The organism is Streptacidiphilus cavernicola, from assembly GCF_042510955.1.
GTDB lineage: Bacteria > Actinomycetota > Actinomycetes > Streptomycetales > Streptomycetaceae > Streptacidiphilus > Streptacidiphilus cavernicola.
Window position 1 is genome coordinate 291545 of record NZ_JBHFAB010000006.1, and the last position, 16238, is coordinate 307782.

Sequence of the window (16238 nt, forward strand, 5' to 3'; positions counted from 1 at the left end):
GGAAGCGCGGTTCCCATGAACGCGGCGGCGAAAATGCACGCACGCACAAGAGACCCGGGGACACCCCAGGCACAAGGACAGAGCGTACCTAGCGCATCGGCGCGGGTCAAAACAAATGGAGAGGCGCAGGTCGGCGGGTCAGCCGCTGTGCCCGCCCGAGGCCGCCACGCCCAGCAGGACCAGCAGCCAGAACGCCGCCCCGATCCAGCCGAGCACGATCCCCGCGGTGGCCAGGCCGTCGCCCTCCTCGCCGTCCCGGCGGATCTGCCCCTTGGCGATGTGCCCGCAGACCAGGGCCGGGACCGCGGTCACCCCGAGGGTGACGATCTGGGCCAGGGCAAGCGCCAGCGAGGCCTTCGCCAACCCGTTGGTCCGCCGCGCGTAGCCGGGCGGCGGGGCGAACGGGTTCCCGTAGCGGTCGTACGGGCCGGTGTAGCCGTAACCGTAGGGGCCGGGCCGCGGCGTCGCATAGATGTACGGCTGCGGCTGCCCGTACGGCTGCGGCCCCGGGTAGCCGACGAAGGCGGCCGGCACCACCGGGCCCGGCGCCAGGTACGGCGTCGGCATCGGTCCGCTGGGCAGGTCGTGCACGATCCCGGCCAACTCGCCGTAGGTCTGCGCCCGGTAGATCCGGTCGACCCGCTCGTTGTACTCCTCGGAGCTCAGCCGCCCCTCGGCGAAGGCCGACTTCAGCACGTCGACGGTGCGCTCGCGGTCGGCGTGCGAGGCCCGCATGGTCGCGACCTGATCGGCCGTCGGCTGCGCGGGCACGGACTGCGCGGGCATCGGCTTGGTCAGCGGCACCGCCACCGCAGGCACGGTGTCCTGCCAGGGCTGGACCGGATTCCTCGGTTGCTGGTGCGTGGACAACGACGACCTCCCCGATCGCGCCCGGAACCGGAGGCACGGGCACCTGCACTGAACCCATAGTGCAAGACGATCGGGGTCCGCGCATCGTGCCCGGACGGCTGTCGAGGAGTTGTGACACAACCTCAGTCCCGCGGCCAGGACCCGCTGACGGGGTGGACCCCCGCTACTGGGTGACCTCGTCGTAGCGGGCCAGGAAGCGCTGCTCCAGCTGCGGCCAGGCGCGGCGCAGCGTCTCGGTGCTGATCGGCCGGTCCCCCGCGGGAGCGGCCAGCCGGCCGGACTCGAACAGGTACTCGGCCAGCTGGGCCGGAGCGGGGTCGTGGTTGTACTGCTCGCGGTAGGCGACCAGGCCGTCGAAGTAGACGTCCAGCGGGTCCTGGCCGACCGCCGGCTCGGGCGGCGCGGGCGGGATCCAGTCCGGGTGCGGGTCGGGCTCGGGGACGGTCTTCGGCGCGAACCAGGCCTCGGGGCCCTCCTCGCCCAGCGGGTCGCCGTCGCCGGGGTGCTGCTTGGGGATCCAGGCGACGCCGCGGACCGAGCCGTTCGCCGCGGCCGGGACCTGCTCGCCGTCCTCGGCGGCCGGGGCCGCGGTGTCCGGGTCGTGCAGGGGCCTGCGGTGGCGGCTGCTGGCCAGCTTGGCCAGCACGGTCACCGCCATCGGGTCCGGCGCCGGGGACTGCGGCGCGGCCTGGCGCGGCATCGCGTACTGCGGCACCACTTGCATCGGCGGCGCCTGCTGCGGGCCGGGGTGCAGCGGCTGCTGTGCCGGCACGGGCTGCTGCATGGTCTGCTGCTGCATGGTCTGCTGCTGCGCGGGCTGCTGCTGCGCGGGCTGCGGCATCATCTGCTGCTGCGCCTGCTGCACCGGCTGCTGCGGCGCGGCGGCCAGTTGCGGGGTCGGCTCGGGCTCCGGGAGGTCCCGGATGATCCCCATGTCCAGCGGAACGCCGTACTTGGCCAGCTTCAGCGGCAGCAGGGTCTCGATCGGGGCCTGGCGGCGCCAGCCCCGGCCGTACCGGGCCCGCAGGTGGGTGCGGTAGACCAGCCGGTTCTGCTCCAGCCGGACCACCTCGTCGTAGGAGCGCAGCTCCCACAGCTTCATCCGGCGCCACAGCCGGAAGGTGGGGACCGGCGACAGCAGCCAGCGCATCAGCCGCACCGACTCCATGTGCCGGTCCGCGGTGATGTCCGCCATCCGTCCGATGGCGTGCCGCGCGGCCTCGACCACGACCACGAAGAGCACCGGGATGATCGCGTGCATCCCCATCGCCAGCGCGTCGCCCCAGGACGACGCCGCGTTGAACACCACGGTCGCGCCGGTGAGCAGCCAGGCGGTCTGCCGCAGCAGCGGGAACGGGATCCGCAGCCAGGTCAGCACCAGGTCCAGGGCGAGCAGCACGGCGATGCCGACGTCCACGCCGATCGGGAAGACGTAGGAGAACGTGCCGAAGCCCTTGTGCAGGGCGAGGGTCCGCACCGCGGCGTAGGACCCGGTGAATCCGATGCCGGCGATGATGAAGGCGCCGGCGGCTACCACGCCGATGAGTGCGCGGTGCGCGCGGGTTATCGCAGGGCCAGCCATGGCTCGTTCAACCCCTGGTGTGACGGTAGTTGGCTCCACGCATGCGAGCGGAGTGGAGGACAGCTTGCCACAAGCCCGCGACCGCCCGGTTGCCGGACCGCGCCGCCCGCCCGTCCGCTCCTGGACAATGGGGGGCGGACACCGGTCGGGACCAGCGAGAAGAAGGAGGGCTGTGATGGGCAGGCGCGACCAGGAGCACCGCCGCGCGGGAAAGCGGGAGCGGGCTGCCCACGAGCGTCCCCGGCAGTCGCCCGGACAGCCCCGGCAGGAGGCCGCCGACCAGGGCGGACCGCCGCTGCGGGAGCTGGTGGAGTCGGCCTGCGGCGGGGTCCTGTACGCCACCGGGGAGGGCGTCGACCTGGCCCTGGACCTGGGCGCCAGCCTGCTGTCGGAACCGGCCGCGCGCTGGCCGCGGACCAGCCGGGCGGTGCTGCTGGTGACCGGGGCGCAGCTGGCCCGGCTGTGGCAGAACGGCTGGCAGCCGGCCGACCTGGCCCGAGCGGTCCGCCGCGAGTTGACGGCGCGTCACTCCCGGCTGGCGGTGGACCTGGTCGCGGCCGAGCTGCGCGGGTACGCGGCGGCGGCGCTGGATCCGCGCTGGTCGGACCAGCTGCGCGAGCTGGAGGCCGCGGTCTGGTGGGGCGACGACGACGCCTTCCTGGCCGGGGTCGCCGAGCGGGAGCGGGCCGACCGCTTCACCGTCGCGACGCTGCTGCTCGAGCTGTACCGGCTGATCGGCCGGCTCCCCCCGCTGACCCCGCTGGGCCCGCCGCCGGGCGCCGGGGCGGGGGCCGGGGCCCGGCGGACCGGACCGGCGATCGCCTTCACCCAGAAGACCGGGACCGAGCCGAGGATGCTGGGCCGGATCCGGGCGCTGCTGGCCAAGGCCGAGTCCACCGAGTTCCCCGAGGAGGCCGAGGCGCTGACCGCCAAGGCCCAGCAGCTGATGACGCAGCACAGCATCGACGAGGCGCTGCTGGCGGCCTCCTCGGGCAGCCGGGACGAGCCGGGGGCCTGCCGGATCGGCGTGGACAACCCCTACGAGGCGCCCAAGGCGCTGCTGCTGGACGCGGTCGCCCAGGCCAACCGGGCCACCTCGCTGTGGACCAAGGAGCTGGGCTTCTGCACGGTGGTCGGCTTCCCGGCCGACCTGGAGGCGGTGGAGCTGCTCTACACCTCGCTGCTGGTGCAGGCGACCACGGCGATGAACAGCGCGGGGACGCAGGGCGGCGGCGCCGGTGGGTCGCGGAGCAAGACGTTCCGGCAGTCGTTCCTGATCGCCTACGGCGCGCGGATCAGGGAGCGGCTGGCGGAGGCGACCGCCGAGGCCACCGAGGAGGCGCTGGCGGGCCTCGCCGAGGCGGCGGCTGCCGCCGGGGCGGGCGGGCGCTCGGAGCTGCTGCCGGTGCTGGCGGCCCGCGAGGAGGCGGTACGGCGTTCCACCGAGCGGATGTTCCCGAACGCCCGTGCCGGACGCGCGATCCGGGCCGGCGACCACGAGGGCTGGGCCCAGGGCCGCGCGGCGGCCGACCGGGCCCAGCTCCGCGGCCACGGGGCGGCCCTCCCGGGCTGAGCGGGGCCAGGGCGGCCCCTGGGACGGCTTCGGCGGCTCCAGGCCCGGCCCTCGCCGTGCTGGGCACGTACCCCGGGCAGAACGCCGCAGGGCGGCCACTCCGGCTGAACCGGGGTGACCGCCCTGCGGTGCGTTCTGGCTACGGCGTCAGCCCGTGTAGGGGCCGTAGTCGTAGTCGTCCAGCGGAACTGCCTGGCCCGAGCCGGAGCCGAAGGGCGAGTAGTCGATGTCGTCGTAGCCGACGGCCGAGTACATCGCGGCCTTCGCCTCCTCGGTGGGCTCGACCCGGATGTTGCGGTAGCGGGGCAGACCCGTACCGGCCGGGATGAGCTTGCCGAGGATGACGTTCTCCTTGAGGCCCAGCAGCGGGTCCGACTTGGCGTGGATCGCCGCGTCGGTGAGCACCCGGGTCGTCTCCTGGAAGGAGGCGGCCGACAGCCAGGACTCGGTCGCCAGCGAGGCCTTGGTGATACCCATCAGCTGCGGACGGCCGGAGGCGGGCTGGCCGCTCTCGGACACCACACGACGGTTCTCGGTCTCGAAGCGGCCGCGCTCGACCAGCTCGCCGGGCAGCAGCTCGGCGTCGCCGGACTCGATGATCGTGACCCGGCGCAGCATCTGCCGGATGATGATCTCGATGTGCTTGTCGTGGATCGACACACCCTGCGAGTTGTAGACCTTCTGGACCTCGGCGACCAGGTGGATCTGCACCTGGCGCTGGCCCAGGATCCGCAGCACGTCGTGGGGGTTGACGGTACCGGCCGTGAGCTGCTGGCCGACCTCCACGTGCTCGCCCTCGGACACCCGCAGCTTGATGCGCTTGGAGATCGGGTAGGCGATCTCCTCGCTGCCGTCGTCGGGGGTGACCACGAGCTTGCGGGTCTTCTCGGTGTCCTCGATCCGGACCCGGCCCTCGGCCTCGCTGATCGGGGCCACACCACGCGGGTTGCGGGCCTCGAACAGCTCGACCACACGCGGCAGACCCTGGGTGATGTCGTCACCGGCCACACCACCGGTGTGGAAGGTGCGCATGGTCAGCTGGGTGCCGGGCTCACCGATGGACTGGGCGGCGATGATGCCGACCGCCTCACCGATGTCGACCAGCTTGCCGGTGGCCAGCGAGCGGCCGTAGCACATGGCGCAGGTGCCGACGGCGGACTCGCAGGTCAGGATCGAGCGGGTCTTGATCTCGGTGATGCCGAGCCGGATCAGCTCGTCGATCAGGACGTCGCCGAGGTCGGTGTTGACCGGGGCCAGCACCTGCCCGTCGACGACGATCTCCTCGGCCAGCGCACGGGCGTAGACGCTGGTCTCGACGTCGTCCCGCTTGCGCAGCACGCCGTCCTCGCCGCGGTCCGCGATCGGCAGCTTGAGGCCGCGCTCGGTGCCGCAGTCCTCCTCGCGAATGATGACGTCCTGGGAGACGTCGACCAGACGACGGGTGAGGTAGCCGGAGTCGGCGGTACGCAGGGCGGTGTCCGCGAGGCCCTTACGGGCGCCGTGGGTGGAGATGAAGTACTCCAGCACGGAGAGGCCCTCACGGAACGACGCCTTGATGGGTCGCGCGATGGTCTCGTTCTTCGCGTTGGACACCAGACCACGCATACCGGCGATCTGACGCATCTGCATCATGTTTCCGCGAGCCCCGGAGTCCACCATCATGAAGATGGGGTTGGTCTTCGGGAAGTTCGCGTTCATCGCCTCGGCGACCTCGGCGGTGGCCTTGGTCCAGATGCCGACCAGCTCCTGCTGGCGCTCGTCCTTGGTGATCAGGCCGCGCTCGTACTGCTTCTGGACCTTCTCGGCCTGCGCCTCGTAGCCCTCGAGGATCTGGGGCTTGTTCGGCGGGACCACGACGTCCGAGATGGAGACGGTGACACCGGAACGGGTGGCCCAGTGGAAACCGGCCGCCTTGAGGTTGTCCAGGGTCGCCGCGACGACGACCTTGGGGTAGCGCTCGGCGAGGTCGTTGACGATCGCCGAGAGCTGCTTCTTGTTGATCTCGTCCTCGACGAAGGGGTAGTCCTCGGGCAGCAGCTCGTTGAAGAGCGCGCGGCCCAGGGTGGTGCGCAGCCGGAGCTGCTCCCCCTCGGTCCAGGTCGGCTTGCCGTCCTCGTCGACCGGGGCGGTCCAGCCGCGCGGCGGGACGGTGCCCAGCGGCAGCCGGAGGTCGATCTCGGCCTGCAGGTCCAGGGTCTTGGCGTCGAAGGCCATCACGGCCTCCGGCGTCGAGCCGAACGCCCGGCCCACGCCGCGGAGGGTCTCCGGGTCGCGGGTCGAGGTCAGGAAGAACAGACCCAGCACCATGTCCTGGGTCGGCATGGTGACGGGGCGACCGTCGGCCGGCTTCAGGATGTTGTTGGAGGACAGCATCAGGATGCGGGCCTCGGCCTGCGCCTCCGCGGACAGCGGAAGGTGCACGGCCATCTGGTCGCCGTCGAAGTCCGCGTTGAACGCGGTGCAGACGAGCGGGTGGATCTGGATGGCCTTGCCCTCGACCAGCTGCGGCTCGAAGGCCTGGATGCCGAGGCGGTGCAGCGTGGGCGCACGGTTCAGCAGCACCGGGTGCTCGGCGATGACCTCTTCGAGGACGTCCCAGACCACCGGGCGGGCGCGCTCGACCATGCGCTTGGCCGACTTGATGTTCTGCGCGTGGTTCAGGTCCACCAGGCGCTTCATCACGAACGGCTTGAAGAGCTCCAGCGCCATGGCCTTCGGCAGACCGCACTGGTGCAGCTTGAGCTGCGGGCCGACGACGATGACCGAACGGGCCGAGTAGTCGACGCGCTTGCCGAGCAGGTTCTGACGGAAACGACCCTGCTTGCCCTTGAGCATGTCGCTCAGGGACTTCAGCGGCCGGTTGCCCGGACCGGTGACCGGGCGACCGCGGCGGCCGTTGTCGAACAGCGCGTCCACGGCCTCCTGAAGCATGCGCTTCTCGTTGTTCACGATGATCTCGGGCGCGCCGAGGTCCAGCAGCCGCTTCAGGCGGTTGTTGCGGTTGATCACGCGGCGGTACAGGTCGTTCAGGTCGGAGGTCGCGAAGCGGCCACCGTCCAGCTGCACCATCGGGCGAAGGTCCGGCGGGATCACCGGGACGCAGTCCAGCACCATGCCCGAGGGCTTGTTGGTGGTCTGCAGGAACGCGGAGACGACCTTGAGGCGCTTGAGCGCACGGGTCTTCTTCTGGCCCTTGCCGGTCTTGATGATCTCGCGGAGGCGCTCGGCCTCCTCCTCCAGGTCGAAGGTCTCCAGGCGCTTCTGCAGCGCCGCGGCACCCATCGAACCGGAGAAGTAGGTGCCGAAGCGGTCGCGCAGCTCGCGGTAGAGCAGCTCGTCGCCCTCCAGGTCCTGGACCTTGAGGGTCTTGAAGCGGGCCCACACCTCGTCCAGGCGGTCCAGCTCGCGCTGGGCCCGGTCGCGGAGCTGCTTCATCTCGCGCTCGGCGCCTTCGCGCACCTTGCGGCGCACGTCGGCCTTGGCGCCCTCGGCCTCCAGCTCGGCGAGGTCGCCCTCGAGCTTCTTGGCGCGGGTCTCCAGGTCGGCGTCGCGGCGCTGCTCGATCTGCTGGCGCTCGACGGACACCTGGGCGTCCAGCGACGACAGGTCACGGGTGCGGCGCTCGTCGTCGACCCACGTGATCATGTAGGCGGCGAAGTAGATGACCTTCTCGAGGTCCTTGGGGGCAAGGTCCAGGAGGTAGCCGAGGCGTGACGGCACGCCCTTGAAGTACCAGATGTGCGTGACAGGGGCGGCCAGCTCGATGTGGCCCATCCGCTCACGGCGCACCTTGGCGCGAGTGACCTCGACGCCGCAGCGCTCGCAGATGATGCCCTTGAAGCGGACACGCTTGTACTTACCGCAGTAGCACTCCCAGTCCCGGGTGGGGCCGAAGATCTTCTCGCAGAAGAGTCCGTCCTTCTCGGGCTTGAGGGTGCGGTAGTTGATGGTCTCGGGCTTCTTAACCTCGCCGTGGGACCACTGACGGATGTCGTCAGCGGTCGCAAGGCCGATTCGCAGCTCATCGAAGAAGTTGACGTCGAGCACGGGTCGTCAGTCCCACCTTCGGGGTCGAAGTTTAACGCTGGTCTGAGGGGGTCCTGGGGGTGACGGGCCGGCGCTGGTTCGCAGCGCCGACCCGAACCTCCGTCAGACCTCTTCGACGCTGCTCGGCTCTCGCCGGGACAGGTCGATACCGAGCTCCTCGGCGGCGCGGAACACGTCCTCGTCGGAGTCGCGCATCTCAATGGACATGCCGTCGGACGACAGCACCTCCACGTTCAGGCAGAGCGACTGCATCTCCTTGATGAGCACCTTGAAGGACTCGGGGATGCCGGGCTCGGGGATGTTCTCGCCCTTGACGATGGCCTCGTAGACCTTCACGCGGCCGAGCACGTCGTCGGACTTGATGGTGAGGAGTTCCTGGAGGGCATAGGCGGCTCCGTATGCCTCGAGCGCCCACACCTCCATCTCACCGAAGCGCTGACCACCGAACTGCGCCTTACCACCCAGCGGCTGCTGGGTGATCATCGAGTACGGACCGGTCGAACGGGCGTGCAGCTTGTCGTCGACCAGGTGGTGCAGCTTGAGGATGTACATGTAGCCGACCGAGACCGGCATCGGGAACGGCTCGCCGGAGCGGCCGTCGAACATCCGCGCCTTGCCCGAGGAGCCGACCAGGCGGTCGCCGTCCCGGGTGAGGGTGGTGTGGTCCAGCAGACCGGTGATCTCGTCCTCGCGGGCGCCGTCGAAGACCGGGGTGGCGAGGTTGGTGCCACCGGTCGCCTTGTCGGCGCCGATCTTCTGCAGCCGGCGGGCCCACTCCTCGGAGAGCCCGGAGACGTCCCAGCCGGTCTTGGCCAGCCAGCCGAGGTGGGTCTCCAGTACCTGTCCCGGGTTCATCCGGGACGGGACGCCGAGCGGGTTGAGCACGATGTCGACCGGGGTGCCGTCCTCGAGGAAGGGCATGTCCTCGACCGGGAGGATCTTGGAGATGACGCCCTTGTTGCCGTGCCGGCCGGCCAGCTTGTCACCGTTGGTGATCTTGCGCTTCTGGGCCACGTAGACCCGGACCAGCTGGTTGACGCCGGGCGGCAGCTCGTCGCCCTCCTCGCGGTCGAAGACGCGGACGCCGATGACCTTGCCCTGCTCGCCGTGCGGCACCTTCAGCGAGGTGTCGCGGACCTCACGGGCCTTCTCGCCGAAGATGGCGCGCAGCAGGCGCTCCTCCGGGGTCAGCTCGGTCTCGCCCTTGGGCGTGACCTTGCCGACCAGGATGTCACCGGTGGTGACATCGGCGCCGATCCGGATGATCCCGCGCTCGTCCAGGTCCGCGAGGACCTCCTCGGAGACGTTCGGGATGTCCCGGGTGATCTCCTCCGGGCCGAGCTTGGTGTCACGGGCGTCGACCTCGTGCTCCTCGATGTGGATCGAGGAGAGGACGTCGTCCTGCACGAGGCGCTGCGACAGGATGATCGCGTCCTCGTAGTTGTGGCCCTCCCACGGCATGAACGCGACCAGCAGGTTCTTGCCGAGCGCCATCTCGCCCTGGTCGGTGCAGGGACCGTCGGCGAGCACCTGGCCCACCTCGATCCGCGCGCCCTCGTCCACGATGACCTTCTGGTTGAAGGCCGTGCCCTGGTTGGAGCGGGTGAACTTGGCCACGCGGTACGTGGTGTAGGTGCCGTCGTCGTTGGCCACCGTGACGTAGTCGGCGGAGACCTCCTGGACCACGCCGGACTTCTCGGCGGCGATGACATCGGCGGCGTCGACCGCGGCGCGGTACTCCATGCCGGTGCCGACCAGCGGCGACTCGCTCTTCAGCAGCGGGACGGCCTGGCGCATCATGTTGGAGCCCATGAGCGCGCGGTTGGCGTCGTCGTGCTCCAGGAACGGGATCATCGCGGTGGCGACGGACACCATCTGGCGCGGCGAGACGTCCATGTAGTCGATCTCGATGCCGGGGATGTAGTCGATCTCCCCGCCCCGGCGACGGACCAGGACGCGGCCCTCGGCGAAGTGGTTGTCATCGGTCAGCGGCGCGTTGGCCTGGGCGATGACGAACCGGTCCTCCTCGTCCGCGGTGAGGTAGTCGAGGTCGTCGGTGACGATGCCCTCGACGACCTTGCGGTACGGGGTCTCCACGAAGCCGAAGGCGTTGACCCGGCCGTAGGAGGCGAGCGAGCCGATCAGGCCGATGTTCGGGCCTTCCGGGGTCTCGATCGGGCACATCCGGCCGTAGTGGGACGGGTGCACGTCACGGACCTCGAAGCCGGCCCGCTCACGGGACAGACCGCCGGGGCCCAGCGCGGACAGACGACGCTTGTGGGTCAGCCCCGACAGCGGGTTCGTCTGGTCCATGAACTGGGACAGCTGGCTGGTGCCGAAGAACTCCTTGATGGAGGCGACGACCGGCCGGATGTTGATCAGGGTCTGCGGCGTGATCGCCTCGACGTCCTGGGTCGTCATCCGCTCCCGGACCACGCGCTCCATCCGGGCCAGGCCGGTGCGCACCTGGTTCTGGATCAGCTCGCCGACGTTGCGGAGGCGACGGTTGCCGAAGTGGTCGATGTCGTCGTCCTCGACCACGATGGTGTTGCCGTTGGGCGCCACCGTCTCGGTCTCACCGGCGTGCAGCTGGACCAGGTACTTGATCGTGGCAAGGATGTCGTCGGTGGTGAGCACGCCGCCGTCGAGGGGCTGCTCCACGCCGAGCTTCTTGTTGATCTTGTACCGGCCGACCTTGGCCAGGTCGTAGCGCTTCGGGTTGAAGTAGAGGTTCTCCAGAAGCGTCTGCGCCGCCTCGCGGGTGGGCGGCTCGCCCGGACGCAGCTTGCGGTAGATGTCGAGCAGTGCGTCGTCCTGACCCTGGGTGTGGTCCTTCTCCAGGGTGGCGCGCATCGACTCGTACTGGCCGAACTCCTCCAGGATCTGCTCGGAGGTCCAGCCGAGGGCCTTCAGCAGCACGGTGACCGACTGCTTGCGCTTGCGGTCGATGCGGACACCGACCATGTCGCGCTTGTCGATCTCCAGCTCCAGCCAGGCCCCGCGGGAGGGGATGACCTTGGCGGAGTAGATGTCCTTGTCGGACGTCTTGTCCAGGGTGGTGTCGAAGTAGACGCCCGGGGAGCGGACCAGCTGCGATACGACGACACGCTCGGTGCCGTTGATCACGAAGGTGCCCTTGTGGGTCATGAGCGGGAAGTCGCCCATGAAGACCGTCTGCGACTTGATCTCGCCGGTCTCGTTGTTGGTGAACTCGGCGGTGACGAAGAGCGGGGCCGCGAAGGTGAAGTCGCGGTCCTTGCACTCGTCGATCGAGTTCTTGGGGGGCTCGAAGCGGTGGTCGCGGAAGGTCAGCGACATCGAACCGGAGAAGTCCTCGATCGGGGAGATCTCCTCGAAGATCTCCTCCAGACCTGACTTCTGCGGGACGTCGTGTCCTTCTGCGAGCGACGCCTCGACCCTGTCCTTCCACGCCTGGTTGCCGAGGAGCCAGTCGAAGCTCTCGGTCTGCAGGGCGAGGAGGTTGGGAACCTCGAGGGGCTCACGAATCTTCGCGAAGGAAATACGGAGCGGTGCGGTGGATGCGGAGTTGTTCGAGGCGTTGCGCGAGGCGGCCAAGAGGGGGTCCTTCCGAGGGCTCGGACTCACTACGCGCGTACCGGGCCCACCCGTCGCACGGGTAGCATCCGCGCTTCCACACGAGCCGCTGAGCCAGAAGACGGAATCTCCTGGTCGGGGCCAGTGCGCAAACGGGGTGCCACCCCTGGTCGGGGCAGTGCTGTCACCGGGGGTCGAGTCACGGAGCAGCTAAAAGGCAGCGCAAAGGGACAGTGTAGCCAGACGGCACACTGCTGTCCAGTCCGGATTCGGAGACCGAATCGTCGAACTCCCTACCTCGCGGGATCACCCTCTCCGAGGGCGCCCCCTGGGGCGGTCACTGCCTACTGGGTGTGTATTCCCCACCACACCCGGGTTCCATGCCTGCCGTCCGCAGATTCTGCGGAAGCCGGTCCGGAATCCCTCGTCCTGAGAATTGCGCGCCGCGTGCGGTTCGTCAAGGGCGGGCCTGCAAAAGAGCCACCGGCGGACCGGTGTCCGGCCGATGTCCGGCCGAGTTCCAGCCCTCCGCGAGCCGGCGGTCGGGCCGGGCGACTGCCCTGGTGGGGCAGGCCGCTCGGCGACCGCTACGCGGTTCCCGCCGCGGACAGGTCGTACCCGCAGCGACGACGATCACCATACTCGCCCGCGCGCCCCATGGGGAGCACCCCGGCGACAGAAGGGGTGAATCGGCATAAAACATACCGGACTGCGACGCCCCGCAGGAACTGACGGAAAAGCAAAAAGCCGGGGCGGCCCCCCCTGAGGGTGGCCGCCCCGGCCCGAGCTGGTGTCAGCTGCCAGGTAGTGGAGACTACTTGACGGTGACGGAGGCGCCAGCGGCCTCGAGCGCAGCCTTGGCCTTCTCGGCCGCGTCCTTGGCAACCTTCTCCAGGACGTTGGCGGGCACGCCGTCAACGAGGTCCTTGGCCTCCTTCAGGCCGAGCGAGGTGAGGGCGCGCACCTCCTTGATGACCTGGATCTTCTTGTCACCGGCGGCGGTGAGGACGACGTCGAACTCGTCCTGCTCCTCAGCGGCGTCCTCGACGGCGGCAGCGCCACCACCGGCGGCGACGGCGACCGGGGCGGCAGCCTTGACGTCGAACTTCTCCTCGAACGCCTTGACGAACTCGGACAGCTCGATGAGGGTCAGGGTCGCGAACTGCTCGAGCAGCTCGTCCTGGGACAGCTTCGCCATGATGGCGTCCTTCCACTATTTCGGCGGGTGCCGGATGTACGGATAGGCGGGCGTACGGGCCCGCTGCGAGGCAGGAGGGGGGCGGAGGCTACTCCGCCACCTCGTCCTCGACGGCGGGAGCCGGCGTACCGGCACCGCCCTGCTCGACCTTGGCCCGGAGCGCCTCCGCGGTGCGGACGAACTCCGTGAGGGGGGCCTGGAAGGTGGCGGCGGCCTTGGCCATCGACGCCTTCAGGCCACCCGCCAGCTTGGCGAGCAGCACCTCGCGGGACTCGAGGTCCGCGAGCTTCTTGATGTCATCGGCGGACAGCGCCTTACCGTCAAGGACACCGCCCTTGATGATCAGTGCGGGGTTGTCCTTGGCGAAGTCACGCAGAGCCTTCGCCGACTCCACCGGGTCACCGGCGATGAAGGCGACAGCCGTCGGACCCGCGAACAGGTCGTCGAGCTCAGAGATCCCGGCCTCGTTGGCCGCGATCTTGGTCAGCGTGTTCTTCACCACGGCGTAATTGGCGTTGTTGCCGAGCGAGCGACGCAGCGTCTTCAGCTGCGCCACGGTCAGACCGCGGTACTCGGTCAGCACGGCCGCGTTGGAGCCGCGGAACTGGTCCGTCAGCGCCGCGACGTCGGCAGCCTTGTCGGGCCTTGCCATAGGCTTACGCCTCCTTCCGTGATGTCGATGCGTGGCCGACCGTCGAGTCGACCTGCTACGCCCCGTCCCGCCGGAAGAAAGTGCTCGGAGAAACACGACAGCCCCGGCGCAGGCGCACGGGGCTGGTCCATGCTCGACGTGTGGCGGGCCTTGCGGCACGCACGCGGAGCGCGGTCTTCCTCATCCATCCTGCGCGGGTCGTCCGCATCCTTCGCGGATCCTTCGGTCGCCACGCCCGCCTCTTCCGAGGCACGCGGCAACAACCAGCGGTCTTTGGCAGTCACCAAGCTACGCGACACCGGGCCCGGCGGGCAAATCGCCCACCGGGCCCGGCCGGCGTGACGGTCCGTCGGCGCGGTCGGCGCGGTTGTTCGGCGCGCGGTCGGTCAGCTGGTCTTGGCGCCCTTGAGCATGCTGGCGAAGTCCAGGGTGTCGCTCGCCGGGGGCGGGGTGACCTTCACCGGGGTGTTGCCGAAGTCCGAGTAGTCGACCGTGATGTCGACCGTGCCCTGGCTGGTGGCGGCGGTCTCGTGCACCTTGACCGGCAGGTTGCGCGAGTCGATCCACAGGTCCACCTTCTCGGTGCTCATCCCGAGCTGGCCGGCCTGGTCGACGATGGTCTTGAAGCTGCTGTCGTCCTTGCCGAGCTGCGCGGCCAGGCCCTTCATGTCGACCGTGCCGGTGTAGTGGGTGGTCCGCACCCCGTCCACGGTCTCCTGGCCGACCTTCTTGACGTCGCCGGAGGAGGTCAGCAGCTTGACCGCGTCCGACGGGTCCTGGCCGTTGCTCTTGTCCATCGCGTCGGAGAGGGCCTTGCCGCTCGCCCCGAGGTCGGCGAAGTCCATCTTCATCCAGTGCTTGCCGCCGAGCTGCTTGGCTCCTGCGTCGCCCAGGTTCATGTACATCGTCGAGCCGCTCATCATCATCTGGATCGAGCCGGCGTCCAGCTCCTGCGACAGCTGGGGATTGGACATGGTCATCTGCATCGCCAGCGGATTGCGCGACATCTCGCCGGACGCCGTGATCGTGCCGACCTTCGGCACGATCTCGGTCATCTTCATCTTCATCGAGGTGTAGCTGGCCGTCTGCTTGGTCGTCAGCGACATCGCGTCGGCGACCGAAACCGCGGTGTCCTTGGCCGCGCCGGTCGCCGTGTCGGCTGCTTTCGAGGCCGCGGAGCAGGACGTCAGCGCCGCCGCGCCGAGGACCGCGGCGGCGGCCAGACAGAGTGCACGGGTACTGCGCATGTGGAACCCCCCTGTGGTTCGTATGAGATCGCTCGCCCACGCTACACCGGGGGTCGGACACGCGGACGGGCCCGTCGAGAACGCGACTGCGTGCTGATCCTGGGGGATCAGACCGACGCCGGGTCCTCCTCGACGAGGAGGTTTCGGGTGCGGCTCGGGTCGACCTGGATGCCAGGGCCGATCGTGGTGCTGAGCGCGATCTTCTTGATGTACCGGCCCTTGGAGGCGGACGGCTTGGCGCGGAGCACCTCGTCCAGGGCGGCGGCGTAGTTCTCGACCAGCTTCTCGGTGTCGAAGGACACCTTGCCGATGATCAGGTGCAGGTTCGAGTGCTTGTCGACGCGGAACTCGATCTTGCCGCCCTTGATCTCGGTCACGGCCTTGGCCACGTCCGGGGTCACGGTGCCGGTCTTCGGGTTCGGCATCAGGCCGCGGGGGCCGAGCACGCGGCCCAGACGACCGACCTTGCCCATCAGGTCCGGGGTGGACACGACGGCGTCGAAGTCCAGGCGGCCCTTGGCGACCTCGTCGATGAGCTCGTCGGCGCCGACGATGTCGGCGCCCGCAGCGAGTGCAGCCGCGGCACGGTCACCGGTCGCGAAGACCAGGACCCGGGCAGTCTTGCCGGTGCCGTGCGGGAGGTTGACGGTGCTGCGGACCATCTGGTCGGCCTTGCGCGGGTCGACACCCAGGCGCATGGCGACCTCGACGGTGCCGTCGAACTTGGAGGTGGAGGTCTCCTTGGCGAGGCGGATCGCCTCGAGGGGGGCGTACAGACGGTCGCGGTCGATCTTCTCCGCCGCGGCGTTCAGAGCCTTGCTGCGCTTCACTGCTGCTCCTGTGGATAAAAGACGTGGAGTTGTGGTGGCTGCGGACCGCGCTCGGTCCTACCACTTCCGTACGGGTGCCGAGCTGGTGCTCAGCCCTCGACGGTGATGCCCATCGAACGGGCGGTGCCCGCGATGATCTTGTCCGCCTGCTCCAGGGAGTTGGCGTTCAGGTCGGGCAGCTTGGTCGTGGCGATCTCGCGGACCTGGGCAGCCGTGATCTTGGCGACCTTGGTCTTGTGCGGCTCGCCGGAGCCCTTCTCCACGCCCGCGGCCTTGAGGATCAGGCGAGCGGCCGGCGGAGTCTTGGTGATGAAGGTGAAGGTGCGGTCTTCGTAGACCGTGATCTCCACCGGCACGACCATGCCGCGCTGCGACTCGGTCGCGGCGTTGTAGGCCTTGCAGAACTCCATGATGTTGACGCCGTGCTGGCCCAGCGCGGGGCCCACGGGCGGCGCGGGGTTGGCCGCGCCGGCGTTGATCTGGAGCTTGATAAGCCCCGTGACCTTCTTCTTCTTGGGAGGCATGCTCTCTCCGGGTCCTTACGAGAGGGGTTCCCGACCGGCACGCTGAAGCGCGGCGGCGGGGCCTGGGATTTCTGTGTGGCTCGCCGACCGGATGGCCTGGCTCCACGCACACATCGAGCCAGGATAGCCCGAAAGGGGCGGCGATCCTAAATCACGCCCT

At 69.5% G+C, this 16238-nt stretch carries 10 protein-coding genes; 1 reads left to right on the forward strand and 9 read right to left on the reverse strand.

Features of this window, described 5'->3' with window-relative positions:
• Nucleotides 1-138 precede the first annotated feature (138 nt).
• Entirely contained in the window at nt 139-870 is a 732-nt protein-coding gene (locus ACEZDE_RS11110) for a DUF1707 and DUF4190 domain-containing protein (RefSeq protein WP_380535052.1), read from the reverse strand.
• A gap of 163 nt (nt 871-1033) precedes the next feature.
• A complete protein-coding gene (locus ACEZDE_RS11115) occupies nt 1034-2452 on the reverse strand; it encodes a DUF2637 domain-containing protein (protein WP_380535054.1) in 1419 nt (472 codons plus the stop codon).
• A 175-nt stretch (nt 2453-2627) separates the two neighbouring features.
• Between ACEZDE_RS11115 and ACEZDE_RS11120 the strand changes: the two genes are divergently transcribed.
• Complete coding sequence (locus ACEZDE_RS11120; protein ID WP_380535056.1) at nt 2628-4025, forward strand: DUF2786 domain-containing protein; 1398 nt, start codon at nt 2628-2630, stop codon at nt 4023-4025.
• Between the two features lie 147 nt (nt 4026-4172).
• Here the strand turns inward: ACEZDE_RS11120 and ACEZDE_RS11125 are convergent, their stop codons facing one another.
• From ACEZDE_RS11125 to rplK, 7 genes are all read right to left on the reverse strand, one after another.
• Nucleotides 4173-8072, reverse strand: a complete 3900-nt coding sequence (locus ACEZDE_RS11125; protein ID WP_380535058.1) for a DNA-directed RNA polymerase subunit beta' — start codon at nt 8070-8072, stop codon at nt 4173-4175.
• Nucleotides 8073-8174: 102 nt separating this feature from the next.
• Nucleotides 8175-11648 (reverse strand): DNA-directed RNA polymerase subunit beta, encoded by a 3474-nt coding sequence (gene rpoB / locus ACEZDE_RS11130; RefSeq protein ID WP_380535060.1) that lies wholly within the window; start codon nt 11646-11648, stop codon nt 8175-8177.
• Between the two features lie 793 nt (nt 11649-12441).
• Nucleotides 12442-12825, reverse strand: a complete 384-nt coding sequence (gene rplL, locus ACEZDE_RS11135) for a 50S ribosomal protein L7/L12 (protein WP_380535062.1) — start codon at nt 12823-12825, stop codon at nt 12442-12444.
• Nucleotides 12826-12913: 88 nt separating this feature from the next.
• A complete protein-coding gene (gene rplJ / locus ACEZDE_RS11140; RefSeq protein ID WP_380535064.1) occupies nt 12914-13477 on the reverse strand; it encodes a 50S ribosomal protein L10 in 564 nt (187 codons plus the stop codon).
• 386 nt (nt 13478-13863) lie between these two features.
• Nucleotides 13864-14724 (reverse strand): hypothetical protein, encoded by an 861-nt coding sequence (locus tag ACEZDE_RS11145; protein WP_380535066.1) that lies wholly within the window; start codon nt 14722-14724, stop codon nt 13864-13866.
• 107 nt (nt 14725-14831) lie between these two features.
• Entirely contained in the window at nt 14832-15554 is a 723-nt protein-coding gene (rplA, locus tag ACEZDE_RS11150; protein WP_380535069.1) for a 50S ribosomal protein L1, read from the reverse strand.
• A gap of 89 nt (nt 15555-15643) precedes the next feature.
• A complete protein-coding gene (gene rplK / locus ACEZDE_RS11155; RefSeq protein WP_380535071.1) occupies nt 15644-16078 on the reverse strand; it encodes a 50S ribosomal protein L11 in 435 nt (144 codons plus the stop codon).
• Between the last annotated feature and the right edge of the window lie 160 nt (nt 16079-16238).

Coding starts and splice junctions, on each gene's coding strand:
- ACEZDE_RS11115 (WP_380535054.1), bottom strand. CDS start 2,452: ATGGCTGGCCCTGCGATAACCCGCGCGCACCGCGCACTCATCGGCGTG.
- ACEZDE_RS11120 (WP_380535056.1), top strand. CDS start 2,628: ATGGGCAGGCGCGACCAGGAGCACCGCCGCGCGGGAAAGCGGGAGCGG.
- rplL (WP_380535062.1), bottom strand. CDS start 12,825: ATGGCGAAGCTGTCCCAGGACGAGCTGCTCGAGCAGTTCGCGACCCTG.
- rplJ (WP_380535064.1), bottom strand. CDS start 13,477: ATGGCAAGGCCCGACAAGGCTGCCGACGTCGCGGCGCTGACGGACCAG.
- ACEZDE_RS11145 (WP_380535066.1), bottom strand. CDS start 14,724: ATGCGCAGTACCCGTGCACTCTGTCTGGCCGCCGCCGCGGTCCTCGGC.
- rplK (WP_380535071.1), bottom strand. CDS start 16,078: ATGCCTCCCAAGAAGAAGAAGGTCACGGGGCTTATCAAGCTCCAGATC.